The sequence below is a fragment of the Actinomyces weissii genome (genome assembly GCF_016598775.1).
GTDB classification, from domain to species: Bacteria; Actinomycetota; Actinomycetes; order Actinomycetales; family Actinomycetaceae; genus Actinomyces; species Actinomyces weissii.
The window spans coordinates 2,442,077-2,463,071 of the sequence record NZ_CP066802.1 but is presented as its reverse complement, the minus strand read 5'-3'; the positions used below and the strand labels follow the sequence as shown (position 1 = coordinate 2,463,071).

The window sequence follows — 20,995 nt, the reverse complement described above, 5'->3', positions numbered from 1 at the left end:
CGTGGGGCACCCCTTGGTCAACAGGTGAGAGGATCTCGTATGCAGTACGCGCAGGAGCTGATGAGCCTGGGGCCGCAGTGGACCCAGGCGTGGGCCAATGAGGTGGGGCCGGTCCTGGAGGACCTGGGTACCTTGGACCGCTGGTGCGTGACCGCGGAACGGGACCGGACCGGCGTGCCGACCGCACCTACCCGTCAGTGGCTGCTGCAGTGCGTCCAGGGGCTGCAGGCACTGGGCCAGCAGCTGGGGGCGCGCCAGGTCAGTCCTGTTGGGGCCCTACAGGCCCTGGACCAGACGGCCCACCAGCTGCGCGTGCAGGCGGACTGGCTCGGGCAGGCGGTGACCCAGCTCTACCGGGCGGACACAAGTGCACGTACGGCCCAGATGCTTGAGTCCTACCGCAGCGCCTACTGGGCGGGACGCAGCACCACCACCCGGTACACGGGTAGGTGGTCCTTGCGGGGCTCCTCTGGCAGGTACCGCCCGGAGCGGACGGTGCGGGTCAACCCTAACCACCCACCCGCCGAGGTAGCAGCCTTCCAGGGCGTGTGCGCGCCCCTGACCGCGCTCGGGCAGGCCTTCTACGTGCAAGAGGCCCAGGAGGACTACTACCAGAGGGGTGACAGCCCGCTTGAGGCCCTGCTGGGGGTGGGGCTGGACCTGCTGGGGGCCTCCGGCTCCAGCAGGTGACCTGGCCGGGGCGGGCCTTCCCGGTCTGCCCTGGCCTGCCGGGCGCCGCGGCGGGGACGCTTGCGGGCGGCAGGGGAGGGGGCTGCTGAGGACGGCGCCCCGGCGTCGTCGTCAACCAGTGGGCGCCCGGTAGGCTGGCCACCATGTCCAAGAAGAAGCGCCAGCAGCGTCGCGACGTCGCCCCCGCCCCCAAGAAGCAGAAGATCGCCTTCATGGCCCGCCCCTTTGAGGGGCTGCCGGGTGAGGAGGACCTGGTGGCGATGATGCAGATCATCCCCGCCGCCACCGCCAAGGTCCGCCTGAGCCAGGAGCACGGCGGCCAGGAGGTGCAGATCGTCAGCCTCCTGCCGGACCTGGCCCAGGCCCTGCGCCGTGCCGACGGCGAGGTGCTGGTGGCCCTGCAGACCACCGTCCACTCCGGGGACGCCTCCCGTGACGTGGCCGCCGCCCTGCTGGCGGCGCTGGAGCTGGAGCCGGGGACGGGCCTGGCCCCCAACGGGCTGCCTGATCCCGGCCCGCGCCTGCAGGACGTGCTCGACCTGGGCCAGGCCCCCGAGGTGCGTGTGCACGAGACCTTCGACTTCTGGGTGGACCCGTCCCGGCTGGGCGACCAGGAGACCCAGCGGGCCCTGGAGGAGACCAAGGAGGAGCTGGCCCCCACCGTGCCCGTGCCGGGTGTGGAGCACGCCTACTGGTGCCGCATGAACGGCAAGGAGTTCGTGCGCTGGGTGCGTGGGGAGGACGAGGACGCCTTCTTCAACGCCTTCGCGCGGGTGCACGCGGCGCGCGAGTCCGACCTGGAGGAGGGGGCCCGCTTTATCGGGGCCTTCCGGGCCTGCGGGTTGGCGATCCCCGTGTGGGAGCTCAACCCGGGCACCGAGGCGGAGGAGCTGACGGCGCCCATGCAGGCCATGGCTAAGCGCCTGGAGGCGGCCCTGGCGCAGACCGGGCCCCTGGACGCCGACGCCCGCCGCGCCAAGGCCGGGATCATCTCCCGCCAGGTGAACCTGTAAGGGGCTGGCGGGGTCGGTGCGGACGGCGGGGCCGGGGGAGGCTGGTGAGGCCGGTGCGGTCGGGCGTGGGCCGCGCTGCGCTGCCAGAGTGTGAGTCTGAGTCGGTCAGAGTGTGAGTCTGGCTGTCCGAGTGTGCACCTCGGGCTGGTAGGTCTAGGGGTGCGGCTTGGGGGCGGGGCCTGGGTCTCTGGGCGCCGGTCACTGCCAGACTATGAGTCACACTGTGAAAGTGGGGCTCAGACTATGACTGTTTCAGAGTGAGCGCGGCTCTGGTTCCGCCTGTGACTGTGGGGTGGGGTGCGGGAGGCTCGTGCTGCCTCAGGGCGCTCACTGTAGGTGCTGGCGCCGTCACTGGTGAGAGTGAGGGGCTCACTGGTGTAAGTGACGGGCTCACTGGTGAGAGTGAGGGGCTCACTGGTCTACACTGATGAGGTGACTGAGGAAGAACTTGCGAGTTATATCGACCGGGTCCGTAGGCAAGGTGAGGATGATGCGCGCATCGAGGTGAAGGCTGCAGCGGGAGGACTACCCAAAAGCGTCTGGGAGTCAGTCTCCGCCTTCGCCAACACGGAAGGCGGCTTGATCGTCCTGGGGCTTGAGGAGGGCGCGGGGGTTCGTGCCAGTTCCTAAGTTCGATGCCAAGCGGGTGCAAGACGCTTTGCGTGCTGGCCTGGACGACGCGCCGGGGGCGAGCCCTAAGGTAACCCCTGTACCCACCTACAAGATCGAACGCACTGAGGTTGACGGCGCCCCGGTTGTCCTTTTGGATATCGACCCGCTGTCAGACGATGAGCAGAAGCCTGTGCCGTGCTTCGTTACGGCACAGGGGCTTGAGCGTGGCAGCTACAAGCGTGTGGGAGACGCCGACAAGCATCTCACCACGTATGAGGTCTTTCTACTGCGCAGTAGGAACGTCCGTCGGCAAGTGGACCGCGCTCCAGTACCGGGACGGACGCTCAAGGACCTTGACCCCGATCTGGTCTCTCGCACGATATCCCGGGTGCGTGCTAGCAGCCGGGCGTTTGCGGGTCTTGACGCAGAAGGCAGGGATTACACCAGCGCCGCGCTGCAACGCATCAATGTTCTGTCCCCGGAGGGGGACGTGAGCCTGGCGGGGTACCTGACCCTGGGGTTGTACCCGCAGCAGGAGTTCCCACAGCTCACTATTGACGTCGCGGTCCACCCGCATACCAGCAAGTCCAAGGATCCCACCGTGCGCTTCCTTGACCGGAAGAACTGTGACGGCCCGCTTCCCCAGGCGATCGCGGAGGCAGTACAGGTGGTCATGCGCAACCTTAAGGTCCGTCATGTCGTAGAAGGGAGCAGGGGGGCTGATGTCCCGGAGATCCCCGAGGAGGTCCTCCGTGAGGCGATCGCCAACGCGGTAATGCACCGCGACTACTCTGAGTTCGTCCTCGGGGAGCAGGTCGCTGTGGACGTCTATCCCGATCGCGTTGAGGTGACTAACCCTGGAGGGTTCTGGGGCGGCAAGACGAAGGACAACGTGGGGGACGGAAGGTCAGCGTCCCGCAACGAGGCCCTGGTCAGGATCCTCAGGGACGTGCCCATGCCGGACGGGCACTCTACCGTCTGCGAGGACAATGGAACCGGGGTGCCGCTAATGGTCCACGCTATGCGGACCCACGGGCTTCCGGCTCCTGACTACTCCGCCTCCACGATTGACCACGTCGTCGTGCGTCTTGACCGCTTCGGTCTCCTGGACCCTGAGACCAAGGCCTGGCTCTCCTCCCTGCCGCAGCATGATTCTGCGGGCCGTGAGCAGGAGGCTGCTCTCGCGCTCGCTAGACGCTCCGGGGCGGTGTGCGTCAATGACCTGAGGACGAATCTTGGCCTGGATTCTGACGTGTGCCGTGCAGTGCTGGCAGACCTGGTCGCTGATGGGCTCCTAGTTGGGATGAACGACGGGCCTTACGTGCTGGTGGACCAGCGTAGGACGGCGGCAGCGACGGCGGCTGAGTGGGAGGTCCTGGCTGCGCTGACCACTAGTGAGCCGCGCACCATCCGTGAGATCAGCGATTCCACTGGCAAGAGCCTGAACGCCTTGAGGCTGATCCTGCGTGAGCTGGTGGACCGTGGTCTGGTGGTGGCCACTGCACCGCCGCAGAGCCGCAACCGTAAGTACCTCCTGGCCGGATGATCGCTCCCAGGGCGCGAGCCATGCTGTAGGGCTGCGGCCTAGAGGGGGACTCGGCGAGTGCCAGTGCGCTTCCGGCTGCGCGTATGGGGCTGATCTGCTTCTGGCTGGCGGGTTCCTATGGGTGCAGGCAGGTGGTCAGCTGCGCAGACGGTCGATGATCGCCTGTGCGGCGTGGGTGGTGTCCTCGTGCTCCCAGACGTGGATGACCGTCCAGCCCAGGGCGGCCAGCTTCTCGTCGGTGTCGTGGTCGCGGGCCTGGTTGCGGGCGATCTTCCAGCGCCACCACTCGGAGTTCCGGCCTGGTACGGTCCCGTGCTCCGGGCAGCCGTGCCAGAAGCAGCCGTCCACCTGGACCGCCACCTTCAGCCGGGTGAAGGCGATATCCACCTTGCGGCGCGGCAGGCCGGGCACCTTGTACTGCACCCGGTAGCGCAGCCCCGCCTGCCACAGGGCCCGGCGCAGCTCCATCTCCGGTGAGGTGTCACGGCGAGGCAGCCGCGCGTAGCGGGCGGAGACCTCCGGTGAGCCCGCCGCCTGCCGCGCAGGCTCCGCCGCGTGAAGAGGGTCGGTCGTGCAGTCACCAGGCATGACGTATCACTGGAAGAGGTTACGTACCTTTTCGTCAGGGCTGAGGGTCGCTTGCTTAACCGCCTTGAGGATCCTGCGTCCGGAGTCAGTGGACTTCAGGACTGACTCGTCCCGCTCGCAGTGCATCTTCAAGACGTTCCAGACCGCCGCCACGTTCACGCCGTTGCCGAGCTGCTTGTAGGTCTTGGCGTCAGGCTGCCCAGTGAAGGAGAATTCGTCGGGCAGCCCCTGAAGGCGGGCCGTCTCCCGAGGGGACAGGCGACGTCGACGCGGTCCCACGATGCTCGTCTGCGTGATGGCCACCAGTGCAGGCACGTACGTGGGTGGTTTGGCGCGCAGGCCAGAGGGACGGAAGTGCATAAGGCAGTCCCACAGGGAACCGAGCTCCTGCGCCTGCCACTCAAGCTTGCGACGCGAGGGGGGAAAGTCCTGGACGTTCCACTTGGTCAGCCACTTGGGGATCCAGGAGATGTTCGCCGTGTAGAGCTCAGCGTTCTTCCGCAGGAAGTTCAGCTTCCAGCTGGGAGTGTCCTCGTACTCGCCAGCCTCCTCCTGGGCCTCGAAGGCGTCGATGTTCTTCCAGGCGTCCGCCCAGATCGGGAAGCCGGGGAGTTTTGTGCCAGGCTCGTTGTGGCGCCGAAACTCCTGCACCCAGTCGTCCCAGGCGTTGATCCAGTTGGTTTCAGCAGCGGTAAGGTCGTAGCCAGCGACGTCGTCGAGCATGATGCTCTCGATGTCCCAGCAGTTCTGGCTGTCACCGTAGTGCTGGCGGGCGCGTGTGACCGGCTCCGGGGCGGGGCCGCCCAGGCCCTCAGGGTCGTAGGTAGCCGTGATGAACACTCGCTCACGCACCTGCGGCCGCCCGCCGCGCTCCGGGCCGAGCTGGTGGGGGGAGAGGATGGCGGGTGTGTCGGACACCCGGTAGCCCTCCTCGCGGAGGGTGCGGATGATGACCTCCCACTCGTGCCGGTGGCGGGGGCCCGCCAGGTTGCGGACGTTCTCCAGCAGCAGCACGGTGGGGTGGTGCTTGCGGATGATCTGCAGGATGTTGAAGTAGAGCGTGCCGCGGACCTCGTCCATGCCCTTTTGTGCCCCGGACTTTGAGAAGGGCTGGCAGGGGAACCCAGCCGCCAGGATGTCGTGCTGCTGGACCTTCTGGCTCACTCCCGCTTCTCCAGCGTCCTCAGTGATGTCCCCAAGCGGGTCGATGCCCCAGTTCTGGTGGTAGACCTTGGCAGCGTCCTTGTCGATCTCGACGGCGTACACGCACTTGCCACCCATACCACTGAGTGCGGCGTGGAAGCCGCCGATGCCGGCGAAGAGGTCGGCGTAGGTGAACTGGTCGCTCATGCCCCATAGCTAAACATATGTTCGAGCTGTGTACAGGCTTGTTCGCCAGGAGCTTCGTGAGCTCTTGGTCACCCAGCCTCCGCCATGGGTGCTGAGGCCTTGACGTAACCGCGGGTCCTGCCACGCTCGAGGTTGAGAGTGAACTTCTGCTTGCGGGCGGCGCCACTCTGCTGCTGGCCCTGAGCGAAGACGGCAAGCACCTTCTCCTCCAGCGCCCGCTCTACGCCGTCGGTGCCCTCAAAGACGTAGGCGTCCACGGTTACGGGCGTGAAGGCGGCCTTCAGGACGCGGGACCTGCTGGTACGGGGCGTGGTACTGCCGCGCATCTGCCGGTGCCAGGTGTCGAAGGACCCGTCGAAGTCAGGGACGGAAGCACCAGACAGGACAAGGAAGCCGAGGGACCCTGTCTCCTCGACGCACTTGAGTATGGAGTCGCGGTCGTTGAGCGGTGCCTGGCCGCAGACGCTGGCGGCAGCCCTGAGCTCGATCTGCGCGTGAGCCTTCAGGTCCCAGACGAAGGATCGTGCGTAGTCGAACTCGGTGGCGCCGATGCGCTGCGGCCCGCCTCCGTAGGCGTTGACGAGCGCGGGCAGGCCGACGAACTCGAAGTACCAGCCGATCCACTCGGTCTGGCGCGCCTTGGAGTGCTCGGCGTCAAGCATCTGGGTGACGCACTCACGACCCTCCCAGTGGGGCGGGCAGGCCTGCGCGAGCGCCGTCACCAGCAGGTTTGCCTCCTGCTGGAGCCTGGCACGGAAGTTGGAGTATCCGCGTATGAGCTTGTTCTCGGCGCCAGCCAGTACCGCGTTCAGGCCGTTCAAGGTGATGGTCTCGCCGGTGGACCAGCACGAGTCGTTCCAGGTGGACTGCAGCCTGTGGGCGATCGCCTTAGCGAGCCTGGTCTTGGGTAGCCGGGTGTCAATGCCCAGGTCCAGGTTCTCAACCAGGTCTGTCAGTACAGACTTGCGTTCCTTGCTGCCTGGGCCTAATTCCTGGGGCCGTCCTCCGGTGAGGGAGGAGATGCGTCGTACTGCCTCAAGCTTGTCCCGCGCGGGGCGGAACCAGTCTGGGAAGAGCGGCGCGGTGCGGCGGAGCTCTGCCAGGGCTTCGTCCTGCCGCCTAGTCTCCGCCAGGGCAAGGATCGCATTGAGCCCGGCGAGGGTAATGGTCTGCCCCGTTGACGAGTACGAGGCGTCCCAGGTGCCACCGAAAGCCGTGATGATCTGCTCCGCCAGCATGTCCTTGGCGGCCTCACTGTCGACGTCTAGCTTGAACCTGCTAGCCGTGGAGGTCAGGACTGACTTCTTCTCCTTGCTTCCGGGTCCTAGGGGGGATGCCGGGGCTGGAGTGTCCGAAGCGGCGTACAGGCGCGCCACGGCCTCAAGCTTTGACTTAGCGGGGATGAAGGGAGATTGAGGCACAGGCTGACACTACTCATGTCTGGACAGGGCGCGAACTGCCCCTGGAAGAGAAGGTCGGCTGGTTGCGGCTCTGTGCCTCCTGGGTGAGTTACGGGCTCGGGCTCCAGGCGTTCCGAGGCGTGCTGGGTGAGGCCGCAGTGCGGCAGCAAGTAGCAACTACAAGAAATGACTTGGCTGGTGGGCCGGGTCAGGAGTCCCGGCCCACCAGCCAGTGTCGATGAGGGGCTCGCGCCCTGGGCGTTCCCAGACCCAGGGGGAGCACAACCTCCTTCGCCAGAACGTCCAGTCCAGGCTCCCTAGTACCTGTGCTGTCCTCGGTAGCGGAACGGTCAGCGGGCTCCCCAACCCTCACGGTCCGTACCGTCTGGCGGCACTAGATATGTAACTCCAACCTCCTGGGAGAACACCCCCAGCCAACCTGTGAGGGTGCTTGGAAGGTTGCCCGGAGGGTGCCGGGCGTCGGACGCACGACCGCAGCGGTCGGGGCCTGGGGGTAGGGCGGCTTGGCTGCCCCTGCCGCTGCCCCCGCCGCTGTCTGTCCTGACGCGTGTGGACCCCGTTGGGCCGGCCTCCGGGGACGGGGACGGCCCAACGGGGCCTGGTCCTGGCCCTACCTGTCGCAGCACGCTTGCGCGAGATGGAGGGAGGGGTGTGCCAGGGGGCCGCGCCCTCGGGCTGGGGTGTTGAGGCTGCCCGGTGCCAGAGGTCGTGGGGGTGCCCGACGTCTTTGGCGGGCACGCGGTCAAGACTGGCACGCGGTGGGGTGATGCGCAGTGGCTGGCGGTTCGAAAATTCCGGCAAGAACTTGACGGATCGTGCAATGGCTAGCCTGCCCTAAACGTGTTTGCGTAGATGTGCCATGAGTTTGGGGCTGCAAAGCTGTTGCGGTTTCCTGAAAGAACAGCATCGTCGCCGCTCTAGTGAGTCCAGTCACATTTCTTGCTGGGTGGGGCCTTGGTCTCAGTTGCTGCGCTCCGGCAGGTGCCGTGTCCCAGGCGGTCCGGGGCGTCTCGACGAGGTCCGACCCGTATCCGCACTAGGCACCGCAGGGTCTGCTGCCAGGCTGTGCGGCGCCTGGCTTCCCACAGGCCGGTACCCTGTCGCCACCTCCCCGGCCAGCTGCCTGAGCCCCTCAAGGGCTGCCAACGGCTCCTCGCCCGGACGGGTACGGCACGCCGACCGGTTCACACAATCTCGGCGGCTCGATCCCTGCGAGCACCGCCAAATCTGCTTGCAGTCCAGTCAAGCCCCTCCGAGACCTCCCCAGAATTGGCTAGTCTTTTACTTGTGAGCGCGGACAAGAGCAGCCAGGCCGTCGCTGTAGTGATCCCTGCCAAGGACGAGGCGGACAGGATCGCGGCCACGGTGCGGGCCTGCCGCGCCATCCCGCGGGTTGACCTGGTGGTGGTTGTCGATGACGGCTCCACCGACGCCACCGGGGAGCACGCCCGTGCTGCGGGAGCCGTGGTGGTGCGCCACTCGGTCACTCGAGGCAAGGCCTCAGCCTTGGAGACCGGGGCCGGGGTGGTGGCCATGCGTGACCCGGAGGACTCCCCCAAGCGCCTGCTCCTGTTCCTTGACGCCGACCTGGGCGACTCCGCCGCCGCGGGAGCGGACCTGGTGCCCCCGGTGAGCGACGGCGTCGCCGACATGTCCGTGGCCGTGCTGCCCAAGCAGGCCGGTGCGGGCGGGCGGGGCCGGGTGGTGCGGGCTGCGCGGGCCGCCATCGCCGCCGCCACCGGCTGGACGCCGCTGGCGCCCCTGTCCGGCCAGCGCTGCCTGACCCGAGAGGCATACAACGCCGCCCAGCCTTTTGCGGAGGGCTGGGGGGTGGAGGTCGGTATGACCATCGACGTGCTGGTCTCCAGGCACACGGTCATTGAGGTGCCTTGCGACATCCACCACCGGGCCACGGGCAATGACACGGCTGGCCGTCTCCACCGGGCCAACCAGTACAAGGACGTGATGCTGGCGGTCATGGCCCGTAAGGTAGCCCGCAGCCGGGTGCCACGAAGCGTCGTGCTGAAGTCGGCCCGCTCCCAGCAGCACTTCACGCCTTACAACGCCTGGGACCCTAAGGTGGCCGACGCCGCCGCCGAGTCCCTGCGCGGCCCCGCCGCCGGGGCGCACGCGCCGGGGGTGGCTAAGGACTAGGGGCCCTGCTGGCGGTCCTCCCGGCCACCCGCCTGGACGGTTGGGCGGGTATCAGCGCCGACGCCGCCGCCGGTCGCCCGCTCTGGTAGGTGGGGCCTGGGGCCCAGTCCTGCTCGTGCTGTGGCGCAAGCGCGCCCGCCCTGCTCGGTGTGGGGCCGGAGCATTAGCGGCGCCGCTCACCCGCCCGGGCAGGCGGGTGCTGACAGGCGCAAGGCAGCGCCCGGCTAGGCGCGGCGGTGCGGTAGGTACAGCAGCTGTGCGCTGGCCAGCGCCAGCAGGCCGGGGAGCAGGGACACGATGGAGAACCAGGCCATAACTAGGCCGGAGTCGTTCAGCAGCACCTCCACGACCAGCAGCACCAGTGCGGTGCGCAGGGCCACGGGCAGCCAGCCCCAGGGCCTGGCCGCCGGTGCCTGCACGCCTGCCGGGGGCTCGTTGTAGACGCTGCTGACCCACGCGTACGCGCCCTGGCCCTGCCGGGCCTGCCGCAGCGCCCGCAGCACCTGCCGCACAGTGGCTACCACGAGCCACAGGCCCACTATCAGCGCCAGCAGGGGCAGCCATCCGGTGAAGAAGGGGGCCACGATCGCCCAGGCCTTACGGGCCAGCACCCCACCAGCCTCCCCACGTAGCGCCATCTCCAGGAAACGGCCCAGGTGCGTGTAGGGGGGCCCGTGATGCAGGTACACGGCGGCAATCAGCAGCAGCGGCAGACCCATCAGCCCGGCCAGCCTCAGCCAGTGCCGCCGGCGTATCCGCCGCCCCGCCAGCCCCATCCCCAGCACGAACAGCACCGGCACCAGCGTGAGCGAGCCTCCGCCGTCGGTACCCAGGAGCTCGGCGAACAAGGTGGCCAGCCCCAGGGGCAGGACCAGCAGCAGTGAGGCCAGCACCCACGGCCTGCCGGAAGGCGTGCTGGCCGGGGGTTGGTCTGCGGGGCCTGCCGCGGCTGGGTGCAGGCCCGCCTTCTCGGTGGGAGGCGCGGTTGCGGGCTCCTGGTCTGCCGGGACTCCGCTCGCAGCGGCCGAGCCAGCCAGGTCAACGTGCGTCGGGTCTGCGTCTGCCAGGCTCCCCAAGGTCGGGGGGAGCCCACGGCGGTGACGGCGGGCGCGTCCTGCCCACGCCGTCACCGCGGGCCGCAGGAGCGCCCAGAGCGCCATCACCGCCACCAGCAGCGCCCCGGCCCCGAGGGCGAAGGAGGTGTTGTTGACCCCGTAGTAGCGTCCCGCCACCACCGTGTTCATGCCCAGGGGGCTGTTCAGGGCCAGGCGGTCAACCAGCGCCCCTTCAAAGATCGTCCAGGCGAGCACCAGCAGGGCGGCGACGGCGGTGGCCGCAGTCAGCGCCCAGCCCCAGGATGCGGCGCCGTCGCGGTGGGCGTGGCTGGCAGGTGGGACTCCCTGGTGCTGCTGGCGACGGCGGAGCAGGGGCTGCGCCGCGAGCTTCAGCACCACGGTCAGGACCAGCAGCGGCAGGGCCGCCGCCAGGGTGAGTGCCAGCGTGCCAGCCAGGGCTGCTCCCACGGCGGTCCATGAGGGGATCTCCCCGGTGGCCCCGACCCGCCACCAGGGCAGCAGGTTGGTGCTCAGCGCACCCACCGGGGTCAGCAGGGCGACCAGGCCCAGGACTGCCGCCAGCCGCAGCCGGCCGTCAGAGGGCCGGGAGCTGTCAGCCGCGGCCCCTTCCAACCTGGGATGGGCCGGTGCGGGTTGGGGCGTGACGTCCTGGGAGGACGGCTGCGAGCCGCTGGGGGATTCAGGCTCGGTAGACGTATCCCGGGCCCCGTCGTCCTCTGGGCGGGCCGGTGCGGGTTGGGACGTGACGTCCTGGGGGGCTGGCCCGGCGTCACGGGGGTGGCCAGCAGGGACGAGCGCGGCCTGGGGCGTCGGAGCCTGCGCCCGCGTGCGCAGCAGCAGCGCCATCCCGATCACAGACACGCCCGCCAGGACCATGAGCAGCAGCGAGGTGGGCACGGTGGCGAGCCGGGAGGCCCGGCCGTGCAAGGCCGCGTCAGCCAGCGCCGCCGCCTTGACCCGGCCGCGGGCGTCGTCGGCAGGGGTCGTGGTGGTCTCCGGGGCCTCCGGGCCACCTAGTTCCACGGGGGCGGTCTTGAAGGGGTAGTCCGGTCTGAAGGTGATGGTGTTGTCCACTCCTCTGGCCAGGATGGGAGCCAGGTCCGTCAGCTCGAGCAGCCCAGGCTGGTGGGTGGAGGAGGGGACGAGCAGCTGGAGGTCGGCGGCTGCGCGCTCTGTGGTTCCTAGCGACTGGCTGTTCAGGTCATAGGAGTCTGCGGGGAACAGTGCCAGCTGGGGGCCCGGAGAGCTGGCGTCCGCCACCGAGGCGAGCACCAGTGCGCCGTCCAGGCCGTGCTGGTGCAGGAGCGTGACCGCGGAGGCCAGGGCCACCAGGCGCTGGGCGTCAGTGGACGTGGGCGCTGCCGCCTGCCTGCCTGACCGGGAGTCGTGGGAGTCGTCAGGCTCAATGCCAGCGCGCATATCAGGGGGCAGCAGCTTGACCATGACGGTGGGGTCGGCGGCGTCAACCATTACGAAGTCCGGTAGCTGGCTGACGTCACCCAGGTCGGTGAGCCTCAGCATGGTGGGGGGCTCGCCCTCCTGGCTGGTCAGGGCCAGCCTGGCCCCACGCCCCACCGCCCCCGCGGAGCTGACCTGGGCCCGTCGCAGCACCCCGAGGCCGCTGCTGCGGGTGGGGCGGGGACCGTCCGGGAGGTGCTGTGGCCACAGGCACCCGCCCTCGGTGCTGCGTGGCCCGGCGCTGACGCGGGTGGCCGCCCCCAGGCTGAGCCAGCCGTCGGCCGGGCAGGTGGTGTCGGAGACCGTGCGCGTCACCAGGTTCACGGGCTGACCCTGGGAGGCCATGGCGAGCAGCAGGCGGGCGGCGTCCTGGACTGTCTGGGGCTGGTGCGGGTCGTCGACGGTGGCCAGCACGTCCGCCCAGGTCAGGTCGTGGGTGCCCAGGAACAGCAGTGGGCGGGTTCTAAGGCGGCGCTGGGAGGGAGGCTGGGCCGCCGTCTGGTCGGGCGCTGCCGCTAGCGCGGCAGGCCTGGCTGCGGACTCGGCTGCCGGGGTGGCGACGGCGGGGCTGGGCGCGGGTGAGGCCGTCCGTCGGGGAGCGGCGAGTGCCGGGGCGATGAGGCTGCCCATCATGGTCAGCGCCACCAGCAGCACCAAGACGATTACGGTCCAGCGCGTGAAACGTTCCCTGCGGTTGCCTGTGCTCACGGGGACAAGCCTAAGGACTTCCCTCCGGGTCCCAGCATAGGCAGGAGGCCCCGAGAAGGTCCGGGGCAGCTGCGACCCGGGCGTAACCCCGCCCAGCCCCTGCCTCAGACGTAGCGGCGGGCTATGTCCGCGGCCTGCAGGGCGTAGCCGCCCCCAAAGAGGTGCACGTGGATCATCACCAGGTGCAGCTGGTGCAGGGCCGCCCGCTCCGGCCAGCCCTCCGCCAGCGGTGAGACCTCGTGGTAGGCGGCCATGATCCGCCCCAGGTGCGGATGCCCGAACACCCCCAGGGCGGCCAGGTCCGTCTCCGCGTGGGCCCCGTGCGCCAGCGGGTCGATCAGCACCCCCACCACGCCGTGGCGCCCGCCCGTAACCGGCTCCGGCGGGCTGGGGGCCGCCTGCCCGGGCCCCGGCCCCTGGCCAGCGCGGGCGGGAGCCCAGGCCGACACCGCCGTCGCCGGCACCCACAGGACGTTGCCGCACCACAGGTCCCCGTGCGTGCGGGCCACCGCCGTCCCCACCGCCTGCTGCTCCACCAGGGCAGGCTGGGGGGAGCTGAAGTCCCCGGCAGCCAGCCGCTCACAGACACGCTCCAGCAGGCGGGCCTGCGCGGGGGACAGCACGCCCCGGTCCCGCGCGGGCCCGATATAGCAGCCCACCCGGTCCGCCGCGTAGAACTCGCCCCAGCTGCGCCCCTCAGCCTGACCAGCCTGCCCCGGCTCTCCAGCCTGGCCCGTCTGCCCAACTTGCTCAGGCTCCTCAACCTGCCCAGGCTGCCCGGCCTGGTGGGGGCGCAGGCGGATGTTGCAGCGGCCCATCTGGGTGCGCCCGTCCCAACCGGGTGGGGCCGCCCCGAAGGCCGGGGCCCCGGCGGCGTGCGTGACCGCCAGCGCCCGCCCGAAGTCCTCCGCCGCCTGCGCGGTCACCGCCGTCTGGGGCAGCCGGGGCTCCTCCAGCCAGCCGTCCCCGGTGCGGGTGGGCACCACCAGAGCCCCGCCGTCGCTCATGGGCTCTGCCAGCCAGGCCAGTCCCTGCGCCTCCAGGCGCGCCGCCCCCGGCAGCTCCTCGCGCTTACGAAAGATTGGGCCGTCCCAGGCACTCATGCCATCATCCTCCCACCACCCCGGCGACGGCGCAGGTACCCGGGGCTACAGGGCTCAGCCGTCCGGCTCGCGCAGGGGAGGTCCCGGGCGCTGCCTCCGGGACTGCCCTACTCGCTGTAACCAGCCGCCCGGCTCGCGCAGGGGAATCCCCCCGGTCCTGGCGCCCGTGCCCGCTACGCTCACCGCATGAGCGAGACCCCTGTCTGGTCCTTCCTGGGACCCACCGGCACCTTCTGCGAGATGGCCCTGCGGCAGGTGGCGCCCGCACAGGCCGACGGCGCCCTGGCCGTGGAGCTGGACCCCTGCCAGGACGTGCCCACGGCCCTGGACCGGGTGCGGGAGCGCCGCGCCCAGGCTGCCGTGGTCCCGATCGAGAACTCCGTGGAGGGCGGGGTGAACGCCACCCTGGACAACCTGGTGGCCGGGGCGCCCCTGGTGATCGCCGCCGAGGTGGCCGTGCCCGTGACCTTCGTGCTCGCAGGCCGCCCCGGCACCAGCCTGGCGGACATCCAGGCCGTCTCCACCCACCCCCACGCCTGGGCGCAGTGCCGCGGCTGGATGCACGCCAACCTGCCTGAGGCCGTGTACGTGCCCGGCACCTCCACCTCCGCCCCCGCCCGGGCGCTGGCCGCCAGCAGCGAGCCGCTGTCCTTCCAGGCGGTGCTGTGCAACCCCCTGGCCGCCAAGAGCTACGGCCTGGAGGTGGTGGCTGCCGGGGTGGCGGACAACCCCGACGCCGTCACCCGCTTCGTGCAGGTCACCCGGCCCGGGCGGGTGAGCCAGCCAACCGGCGCGGACAAGACCACCCTGCTGGTGCAGGCCCCCCACGACCGGGCGGGCGCCCTGCTGGACATGCTCTCCCAGTTCGCGGCGCGGGGAGTGAACCTGACCCGGATCGAGTCCCGCCCGGCCGGGGACTCCCTGGGCCGCTACCGCTTCTCCATAGACGTGGAGGGGCATGTCCGCGACGAGCGGGTGGCGGCCGCCCTGATCGGCCTGCACCGCACCTGCCCGCTGGTGCGCTTCCTGGGCTCCTACCCGCGTCTGGACGGCCGCCCGGTGGTGGTGCCCGCAGGCACCAGCGACAAGGACTTCGTGGTGGCCCGCTCCTGGCTGGGTGAGGTGCTGGAGGGGCGCACCCTGTGAGGCTGACGGCGACGCCGCCGCGCCGGTAGCTGCCTGCCGGGCGGGGCGGTGGGGTGCAGGTCTGCGAGTCAGGGCGGGCGGCGTAGCCAGTCGCTACCTGCGGGGTACCTGAGCGGCTTACCGTGATTGCAGCCCGCACAGGTGTGCTGGTCAGGACCCGTGAGGGAGCGGCAGGGGGCTGTACCTTCAGGGGCGCTCAGGCGCGGTGCGGTGTGCGGGTGCGGGGCAGCCGCGTGGTGGCCAGCACGCCCAGGCTCAGGAACCCGGCCCCCACCAGCATCGGCACCCGGGCCCCGGCGGCAAAGTCCTCCGCCAGGGCCTGGGCGGCAGCCTCCCGTGCCGGGGCGGGCAGCGTCGCAGCCACCCCCTCGCCCTGTCGCAGGGCCGGGATCACCGTGCCCGCAGAGGGCGCCAGCGCCTGCTCCAGCTGGGTGGCCACCTGCGCGGGCACCCCCTGACCCGCCAACGGTTCAGCCAGGGTCCCGGTGGCGGCCGCGCTCACGGAGGCCGACATGACGGTAGCGATCACGGCCACCCCCAGGGCGGAGCCGAGCTGGCGCACCGTGGACTGGGCCGCCGAGCCCTGCCCGGACTTGGCGGGGGGCACGTCCACCAGGATCGTGCTGGTCAGCTGCGCGGAGGCCAGGCCCAGCCCCAGCCCGTAGACCACCAGCGGCACCAGCACCTGCCAGATCGGGGTGTCCGCCCGCAGGAGCAGCGCCAGGGACGCCACCCCCGTGGTCTCCAGGACCAGCCCGGTGGTGGAGACCGTGGCCGCCGTCGTGGCCTGGGCCAGGGGCGCGGCCACCCCGCCGGACAGGAAGGCCCCGGCCGCCATGGCCGCCAGCACCCAGCCCGCGCCCACGGGGCTCAGGGAGCGCACGTTCTGCAGGTAGAGAGGCAGCACGAACAGCAGGCCGAACTCCCCCATGGCCACCACCATGGCCGCCAGGTTGCCCCAGGCAAAGGAGCGCAGCCGCAGCAGGCCCAGGTCCAGCAGCACCTCCTGGCCCCGGGCGGCCCGGCGCCGCTCCACCACCACGAAGCCCGCCAGCAGCAGGGTGCCCAGCCCCAGGCCCAGCGCGGCGGGGGACACCGGCCAGCTGGAGGACCAGCGCCCGGCCAGGGGCTTGAACCAGCCCAGGCTCAGGCCCTCGATCAGCCCGAAGACCACCCCGCCCATGCCCAGGCAGGACAGCAGCAGCCCCGGGAAGTCAAAGCCCCGCCAGCTGGCGTTTGCCGCGGCCTGCGGGTCACGGGTCTGGGGCACCCACAGCCAAGCGCCGACAGCGATCAGCGCAATCAGGGGCAGGTTCACCCCAAAGATCCACCGCCAGGAGAAGGAGGTGGTCAGCCAGCCGCCCAGCAGCGGCCCCACGGCGGCGGCCCCGGCGATGGTGGCACCCCAGATGGCGAAGGCGGTGGCGCGCTCGCGGCCCCGGAAGGTGGCGTTGACGGTGGACAGGGTGGAGGGCAGCACCAGGGCACCGCCGACGCCCTGCACGGTGCGGGCCAGGATCAGGGTGCCCGCGCCGGGGGCGAGCCCAGCCAGCAGGGAGCCGACCGCGAAGAGCGCCAGCCCCAGGTTCAAGGTGGTGCGGCGCCCTAGCAGGTCGCCCAGGCGGCCGCTGGTGATCAGCAGGGCCGCGAAGACCAGGGAGTAGATGGTGGTGACCCACTGGGCCTGGGAGAGGCTGAGCGGCACGGTGGCCAGCATGGTGGGCAGGGCGACGTTGACGATGGTGCCGTCAATGACGATCAGGGACACGCAGGTAGCCAGCACGCCCAGGCTGCGCCAACGGTTGGGGTCCAGCGGGGGCAGCGGGGTGCTGGGGCCGGTGGCTGCCCGGGGGGCCGGGGTGGGGGCGTCCGGCTGCCCGGGCTCCTGGGTCTGTGTGCGGCTGGCGCTCATGACTTACTCCTCTGCTGCCCGACAGCTGTTGCTGGGGCAGCACCAAGGATATGACGGTTTGTCAGAAAAATCTGTAGGCAGATCTGTTCCTTTGCTCGCAGGGGAGTGTTGTGCTCAGGCCGGGCGCATGACCTGCAGGGCGCCGGGTTCCAGGCGCACCAGCAGGGAGGTGGTGGAGGGCAGCAGGTCGCCGTCGACCTGGACCGGCACGGGCTGCTCGCAGCGCAGCGCGGCCTCCCGGCCCTGCCGGAGCCGTACGGTGGCCAGCCCGGAGCGCCGGTAGCGGCCCGCGTGCGGGGGCAGTACCTGGCAGGCCAGGTCCGCCCAGCCCAGCAGGGAGCCGCGCACGTCGATGGCCGCCACGTCCAGGGTGCCGTCGTCCAGCCGGGCGTGCGGCAGCAGGCGGATCCCGGCGGGCAGGTGGCCGCCGTTGGCCAGGAGCACGGTGCGGGCACGCAGCTGCTCAGTCTGGCCGGGGGTGCTGCCTGCCCCGACGGCGGGGCTCACCGTCAGCTGAAAGTCCCGGCGGGGCCCGCCCAGGTTTCCCAGGGCGGCGACGGCGTAGGCCAGCCAGCCGATCCGCCCCTTGAGGGCCGCCTGCGTGGAGGCCACCAGGTCGGCGTCGAAACCGGTTCCGGCGACGGTCAGGCAGGGGTGCCAGGGGCCGCCGGGGCCGCAGGTGCTGACCTGGAGCAGGTCCACGGGCTGGGGGGTGCCGCTGGCTGCCACCTGGGCGGCCCGCTGGCGGGCGCGCCGACCGCCCACCGGCAGTCCCAGGGCCCGGGCGGTGAGGTTGGCGGTGCCCAGTGGCAGCACCCCCAGGGGGGTGCTGGTTCCGGCGAGCTCCCCGGCCACGCAGCGCAGCGTGCCGTCCCCGCCCGCGACCACCACCAGCGCCGCCCCGGCGTCGAGCGCCTGGCGGGCCTGCTGTGTTCCCGGTGACTGGGGGGTGGTGCGCAGGTGGCGCACCCGGTACCCGGCGGCCTGGAGCTCAGCCTCCAGGTGGCGCCGCAGCGTGCCGGTGGCGGCAGGCTTGGAGGGGTTGGCGACCACATAGGCCAGGGGGGTGCTCATGCAACCAGCCTAGGGGGCCCGGTTGCCGGAGGTGATCTGGCTGGTAGCCCGGGCGCGGCCTACAGGTCGGTTAGCGGTTGGCCGGTGGTGTTGTCGTACCAGGTGCGTTTGCGGTTCTCGTCGACTACGAGCTGCAGGTCGCTGCCGACGGGCAGGGGGTAGATGCCGATCAGGGCGGGCTCTATGGCGCAGGCGGTGTTGTAGTCCACCACCACCATGCTGCTTGGGTCGGCCAGGAACTCGTTGGTGTCGGTGTGCCCGAGGATCCGCCAGCCGTTGTCCACTCGGTTGGCGCTCTCCTCGCGCGTGGCCCACTTGACTAGGCCTTTGCGCTCCAGGATGTTGCGGGAGATCAGGCAGGCTCCGGATGCCTTGATGAACTCTGGGACGTCGGGGTGTTCACTTGCTGGGGTGCTCATCTAGGTACTTCTCCATTCGTGCTGTCAGGGCGGTACGGTTCTTGCTTAGTCGGGCCAGGTCCAGGGGGGTGTAGCCGCGGATGTTGGGGGTGGTCAGGTCCAGGTCGGGCTGGGAGAAGAACAGGTCGTAGAGGTCTTTGAGTTCTTCGTCGGTCCCGGGTCCGTTGAGCAGCTCGCAGATCGCGTGGACGTGGCGATTGTCCAGGGCATTGACGTTTGTACCGTGGTCGATCAGCCAGCGGGCGATCTGCAGGTCCTTGTCGAGGTCGCGGTGGTGGTGTCCGAATAGCACGTGCAGGCCGGTGTGGCCTGCGGACCCGGGTGGTCCTACCAGGCAGTCTCGGCCGATGAGGAACTCGGCAATTGTGTAGCGGGTATGGGTGTCGGTGTTGCCCAGCGCGTACAAAAGCAAGGATATGCCGTCGGACAGCTTTTGCTCGTCCCCGGGCTGGAACTTAGCGAAGAACTCCTCCGGGTTGTGCTTCATTTGGGCGGTCAAGAAAACGTCCATGTAGGTTCCTAATTATCCTTGTGGGTGGGTCAGGGAATAGATTCAGCCTTGTGGCTGCGGTTTGAAGACGGGAGCTCTGGCCTATAGTGTTCTGGAGTATTATACCAGTCGCGGAACTCTTGGGGGGTCATCTCTCCGTTTATGTACTTCCTCCAAATGTCGCGGTACTGTTGTCTAGGTATGTGACCCATGTCCCAGACCCCTTTCCTGGGCTCGCCAGGGTTCCAGTCTATCCTCTTCTTCGTGAGAGGGTCTCTTACGTAGTCGTAGCCTTCCTCGCGCGCTGCCTCTAGTGCATTCTCCCAGACCTTTTCTACGACGCCCTTCTGGAAGCTAGGACGGTGGTTGGGATTGAGGTATGGGCGGGGATCGTCTGGGCTGATGTGGGCGACCCCATTCTCGTCCACGTAGGTGCCCCAGTTGTTCTCTGGGCCGTTCTTTGTGACGGGCGAGTTGTTGAATGCGTCAGGGGTACTGTCCGCGTTCCCCTCGGTGTCCGGGGTGTCGTGGTCGGGGGTGTGGTCCGGGTGCTTGGTGTTGTTGTGTCTGGGAGTGTCCTGATCGGGGTGGTCGTGCTGGCTGGTGTGTTTGTTGTCAGGTTTGGTGTGGGTGTGTTCCTGGTTGGGCTGGTCTGCAGTCTTGTCGGTCTTGGGGGCTGTGCTGTCTAGGGTGTTGGTCTCGTGCTTGGTGCTGCTGGTGTGGGGGTCGTGGGGTTGGTGACCACCTGTTTGAGTGGTGGTGTCGCGAGCCGGGGTGCTGGCCTCGGGGGAGGTCTTGCCGCCCGTCTCGGTGGTGGAGGTCTTGGCGTCGGGCTGTGGGGCCTGCGCCTGGCTGTGGGGGCTGCTGGGTTGAGGGTTGGGGTCCTCTAGGTGGTGGGTGTTGCCGGGCCCTGCTGTGTCAGCGGCCTGGTTGCCAGGAGTGTTGGAGCGGGGCAGGTCAGAGGGGCTGGTGTGCGCGTGGCCCTCGGGCAGGTGGAGTGCTTCAACCTTGGTGGTGTCCGCCAACTTGCCAGCCTGCTCGGCCAGGTCGATCTTAGGGGTAATCCGGGCCTTGGAGCCGTGCAGGTGAGGGCCGGTTAGCTTGCTCGGGGCCTTTGTCGCTGACTTTCCGGCGGCCTTGGCGGCGCCGGAGACCTTCGTGGCTGCTCGCAGTCCCTTACCTGCCTTCGAGGCCGCTCGCAGCCCCTTACCTACCTTGACGGCCCCTACTGCCCAGCCTGCGCCAGGGATAAGTAGAGTGCCTAGGTCAACAGCCGTACCGATTCCTGCGCGTAGCGGGTCGGTGCCCCACTGGTCGGCGTGGGCCAAGCCTTTACCGATGTTGGCGTAGGCCTCGACCTTGTACTCGTCCTTCCGCGGCAAGAGGTTGCCGTACTCGTCCCACTTCACGCCCACCAGCCCAAGGATCGGCTGCCAGGACTGGAATGCCACGTCCCAGCCACGGTCTATGTCAGCAGCCACAGGGAACTGGGCGAGCCTGTTCGGGTCCTGCGGGTGGGTGAAGCGCACATTACCTATCTGCAAGCCAACCAATCCTGTGACGCCGTTGACGGTACCCATGATCGCGTCATCCCAAGCAGCTCGCCACACGGACACGAAAGGCTTCTTGTAGCAACGGTCCTGGCGCTCTACCGGGTTTCCCCAAGCCATGTCCGTGGACCGGTCTGGTATGGTCGAGGCCCCGTAAGCCAGATTGTCCTTAGCGCTCTGCTTGTCTGCGTGGTAGGGAGCAAGTAGGTCGAGGGCACGTATCTTGTTGGCGCAGGTGCGCTCAGCCTCCCACATACTCACCTGCAAGGCGTTGGCCTCTTTGAGGAACCCGTCGTGCTTATCGATCTTGCTTTGGTCGTACTGCCAGTCAGGGTCAGATGCCACAGACGCCAAGAACGCGTCCGCACGTGTCTTGAGGTCCTGCGAGCTGGTCTTGATGCCATCCGCGGTGTCAGCGAAGGTGGAAAGCGCGCCCGCGATGGTCTCCAGCTTGTCCGCCAGGCTGTCGCTGTCAGTCTCCACCTTGTTCATGGCCCCGTACAAGGTCTCCTGCTCGGGCGCCTTGTAGCAGGAGGTCATACCGCCCCAGGTGGTCTTCACCGAGGCCCCGGAAGTGCGTATGCTCCCGGCCTTGGTCTTCAGGTCCGAGGCATTGGTCCGGATCGTCTCCACGTCAAGGTTAAGGGCAGGAAGCTTGCTGGTGTTAATACTCACAGGGAACTCC

General features: G+C 69.3%; 16 protein-coding genes. 6 read left to right on the top strand and 10 right to left on the bottom strand.

The genetic code is table 11. The annotated features are described in order from the left end of the window. The first annotated feature begins 39 nt into the window (after positions 1-39). The 4 genes from JG540_RS09820 (at position 40) to JG540_RS10485 (ending at position 3,861) form a co-directional block, all read left to right on the top strand. Positions 40-690 carry a hypothetical protein gene (locus JG540_RS09820; RefSeq protein ID WP_200275708.1) on the top strand — a complete coding sequence of 217 codons (651 nt, stop codon included), beginning with the start codon at positions 40-42 and terminating at the stop codon, positions 688-690. A gap of 143 nt (positions 691-833) precedes the next feature. After that, positions 834-1,703, top strand: a complete 870-nt coding sequence (locus JG540_RS09815) for a DUF5926 family protein (RefSeq protein WP_200275706.1) — start codon at positions 834-836, stop codon at positions 1,701-1,703. Between the two features lie 432 nt (positions 1,704-2,135). Further along, positions 2,136-2,333: an AlbA family DNA-binding domain-containing protein gene (locus JG540_RS10490; protein ID WP_234042806.1), complete on the top strand. Its 198-nt coding sequence runs from the start codon at positions 2,136-2,138 to the stop codon at positions 2,331-2,333. Between the two features lie 472 nt (positions 2,334-2,805). Next, positions 2,806-3,861 carry an ATP-binding protein gene (locus tag JG540_RS10485; RefSeq protein ID WP_234042805.1) on the top strand — a complete coding sequence of 352 codons (1,056 nt, stop codon included), beginning with the start codon at positions 2,806-2,808 and terminating at the stop codon, positions 3,859-3,861. A 135-nt stretch (positions 3,862-3,996) separates the two neighbouring features. On the opposite strand, the gene JG540_RS09805 is transcribed toward JG540_RS10485, so the two are convergent. From JG540_RS09805 to JG540_RS09795, 3 genes are all read right to left on the bottom strand, one after another. Continuing rightward, positions 3,997-4,449: a very short patch repair endonuclease gene (locus JG540_RS09805; RefSeq protein ID WP_200275704.1), complete on the bottom strand. Its 453-nt coding sequence runs from the start codon at positions 4,447-4,449 to the stop codon at positions 3,997-3,999. Between the two features lie 6 nt (positions 4,450-4,455). Beyond that, the gene (locus JG540_RS09800) at positions 4,456-5,799 is read right to left on the bottom strand and encodes a DNA cytosine methyltransferase (protein ID WP_200275702.1); all 1,344 of its coding nucleotides are present in this window, start codon (positions 5,797-5,799) and stop codon (positions 4,456-4,458) included. A 68-nt stretch (positions 5,800-5,867) separates the two neighbouring features. Further along, entirely contained in the window at positions 5,868-7,220 is a 1,353-nt protein-coding gene (locus JG540_RS09795; protein ID WP_200275700.1) for a hypothetical protein, read from the bottom strand. 1,287 nt (positions 7,221-8,507) lie between these two features. Here JG540_RS09795 and JG540_RS09790 point away from each other — a divergent pair. After that, a complete protein-coding gene (locus tag JG540_RS09790; protein ID WP_200275698.1) occupies positions 8,508-9,374 on the top strand; it encodes a glycosyltransferase in 867 nt (288 codons plus the stop codon). 224 nt (positions 9,375-9,598) lie between these two features. On the opposite strand, the gene JG540_RS09785 is transcribed toward JG540_RS09790, so the two are convergent. Both JG540_RS09785 and JG540_RS09780 read right to left on the bottom strand, forming a co-directional pair. After that, a complete protein-coding gene (locus JG540_RS09785; protein WP_200275696.1) occupies positions 9,599-12,616 on the bottom strand; it encodes a hypothetical protein in 3,018 nt (1,005 codons plus the stop codon). Between the two features lie 104 nt (positions 12,617-12,720). Next, complete coding sequence (locus JG540_RS09780) at positions 12,721-13,719, bottom strand: fructosamine kinase family protein (protein ID WP_200275694.1); 999 nt, start codon at positions 13,717-13,719, stop codon at positions 12,721-12,723. Positions 13,720-13,905: 186 nt separating this feature from the next. On the opposite strand from JG540_RS09780, the gene pheA reads away from it, so the two are divergent. After that, positions 13,906-14,865 carry a prephenate dehydratase gene (gene pheA / locus JG540_RS09775; RefSeq protein ID WP_200275692.1) on the top strand — a complete coding sequence of 320 codons (960 nt, stop codon included), beginning with the start codon at positions 13,906-13,908 and terminating at the stop codon, positions 14,863-14,865. A 196-nt stretch (positions 14,866-15,061) separates the two neighbouring features. Here the strand turns inward: pheA and JG540_RS09770 are convergent, their stop codons facing one another. The 5 genes from JG540_RS09770 to JG540_RS09750 form a co-directional block, all read right to left on the bottom strand. Continuing rightward, positions 15,062-16,777 (bottom strand): MFS transporter, encoded by a 1,716-nt coding sequence (locus JG540_RS09770; RefSeq protein WP_200275690.1) that lies wholly within the window; start codon positions 16,775-16,777, stop codon positions 15,062-15,064. Positions 16,778-16,891: 114 nt separating this feature from the next. Further along, a complete protein-coding gene (locus JG540_RS09765) occupies positions 16,892-17,851 on the bottom strand; it encodes a diacylglycerol/lipid kinase family protein (RefSeq protein ID WP_200275689.1) in 960 nt (319 codons plus the stop codon). A gap of 59 nt (positions 17,852-17,910) precedes the next feature. Then, entirely contained in the window at positions 17,911-18,270 is a 360-nt protein-coding gene (locus JG540_RS09760) for an immunity protein Imm33 domain-containing protein (protein ID WP_200275686.1), read from the bottom strand. Further along, on the bottom strand, positions 18,251-18,781 hold the full coding sequence (locus JG540_RS09755) for an ankyrin repeat domain-containing protein (protein WP_200275684.1): 531 nt from the start codon (positions 18,779-18,781) through the stop codon (positions 18,251-18,253). The genes JG540_RS09760 and JG540_RS09755 overlap by 20 nt, the downstream gene beginning before the upstream one ends. A gap of 29 nt (positions 18,782-18,810) precedes the next feature. Then, positions 18,811-20,985 (bottom strand): GH-E family nuclease, encoded by a 2,175-nt coding sequence (locus tag JG540_RS09750; RefSeq protein ID WP_200275682.1) that lies wholly within the window; start codon positions 20,983-20,985, stop codon positions 18,811-18,813. Between the last annotated feature and the right edge of the window lie 10 nt (positions 20,986-20,995).

What these genes read in the sequence shown, in the direction of transcription:
- JG540_RS09820 (WP_200275708.1), top strand. Translation starts at nt 40, where the DNA reads ATGCAGTACGCGCAGGAGCTGATGAGCCTGGGGCCGCAGTGGACCCAG.
- JG540_RS09815 (WP_200275706.1), top strand. Translation starts at nt 834, where the DNA reads ATGTCCAAGAAGAAGCGCCAGCAGCGTCGCGACGTCGCCCCCGCCCCC.
- JG540_RS09805 (WP_200275704.1), bottom strand. Translation starts at nt 4,449, where the DNA reads ATGCCTGGTGACTGCACGACCGACCCTCTTCACGCGGCGGAGCCTGCG.
- JG540_RS09800 (WP_200275702.1), bottom strand. Translation starts at nt 5,799, where the DNA reads ATGAGCGACCAGTTCACCTACGCCGACCTCTTCGCCGGCATCGGCGGC.
- JG540_RS09780 (WP_200275694.1), bottom strand. Translation starts at nt 13,719, where the DNA reads ATGAGTGCCTGGGACGGCCCAATCTTTCGTAAGCGCGAGGAGCTGCCG.
- pheA (WP_200275692.1), top strand. Translation starts at nt 13,906, where the DNA reads ATGAGCGAGACCCCTGTCTGGTCCTTCCTGGGACCCACCGGCACCTTC.
- JG540_RS09770 (WP_200275690.1), bottom strand. Translation starts at nt 16,777, where the DNA reads ATGAGCGCCAGCCGCACACAGACCCAGGAGCCCGGGCAGCCGGACGCC.
- JG540_RS09765 (WP_200275689.1), bottom strand. Translation starts at nt 17,851, where the DNA reads ATGAGCACCCCCCTGGCCTATGTGGTCGCCAACCCCTCCAAGCCTGCC.
- JG540_RS09760 (WP_200275686.1), bottom strand. Translation starts at nt 18,270, where the DNA reads ATGAGCACCCCAGCAAGTGAACACCCCGACGTCCCAGAGTTCATCAAG.
- JG540_RS09755 (WP_200275684.1), bottom strand. Translation starts at nt 18,781, where the DNA reads ATGGACGTTTTCTTGACCGCCCAAATGAAGCACAACCCGGAGGAGTTC.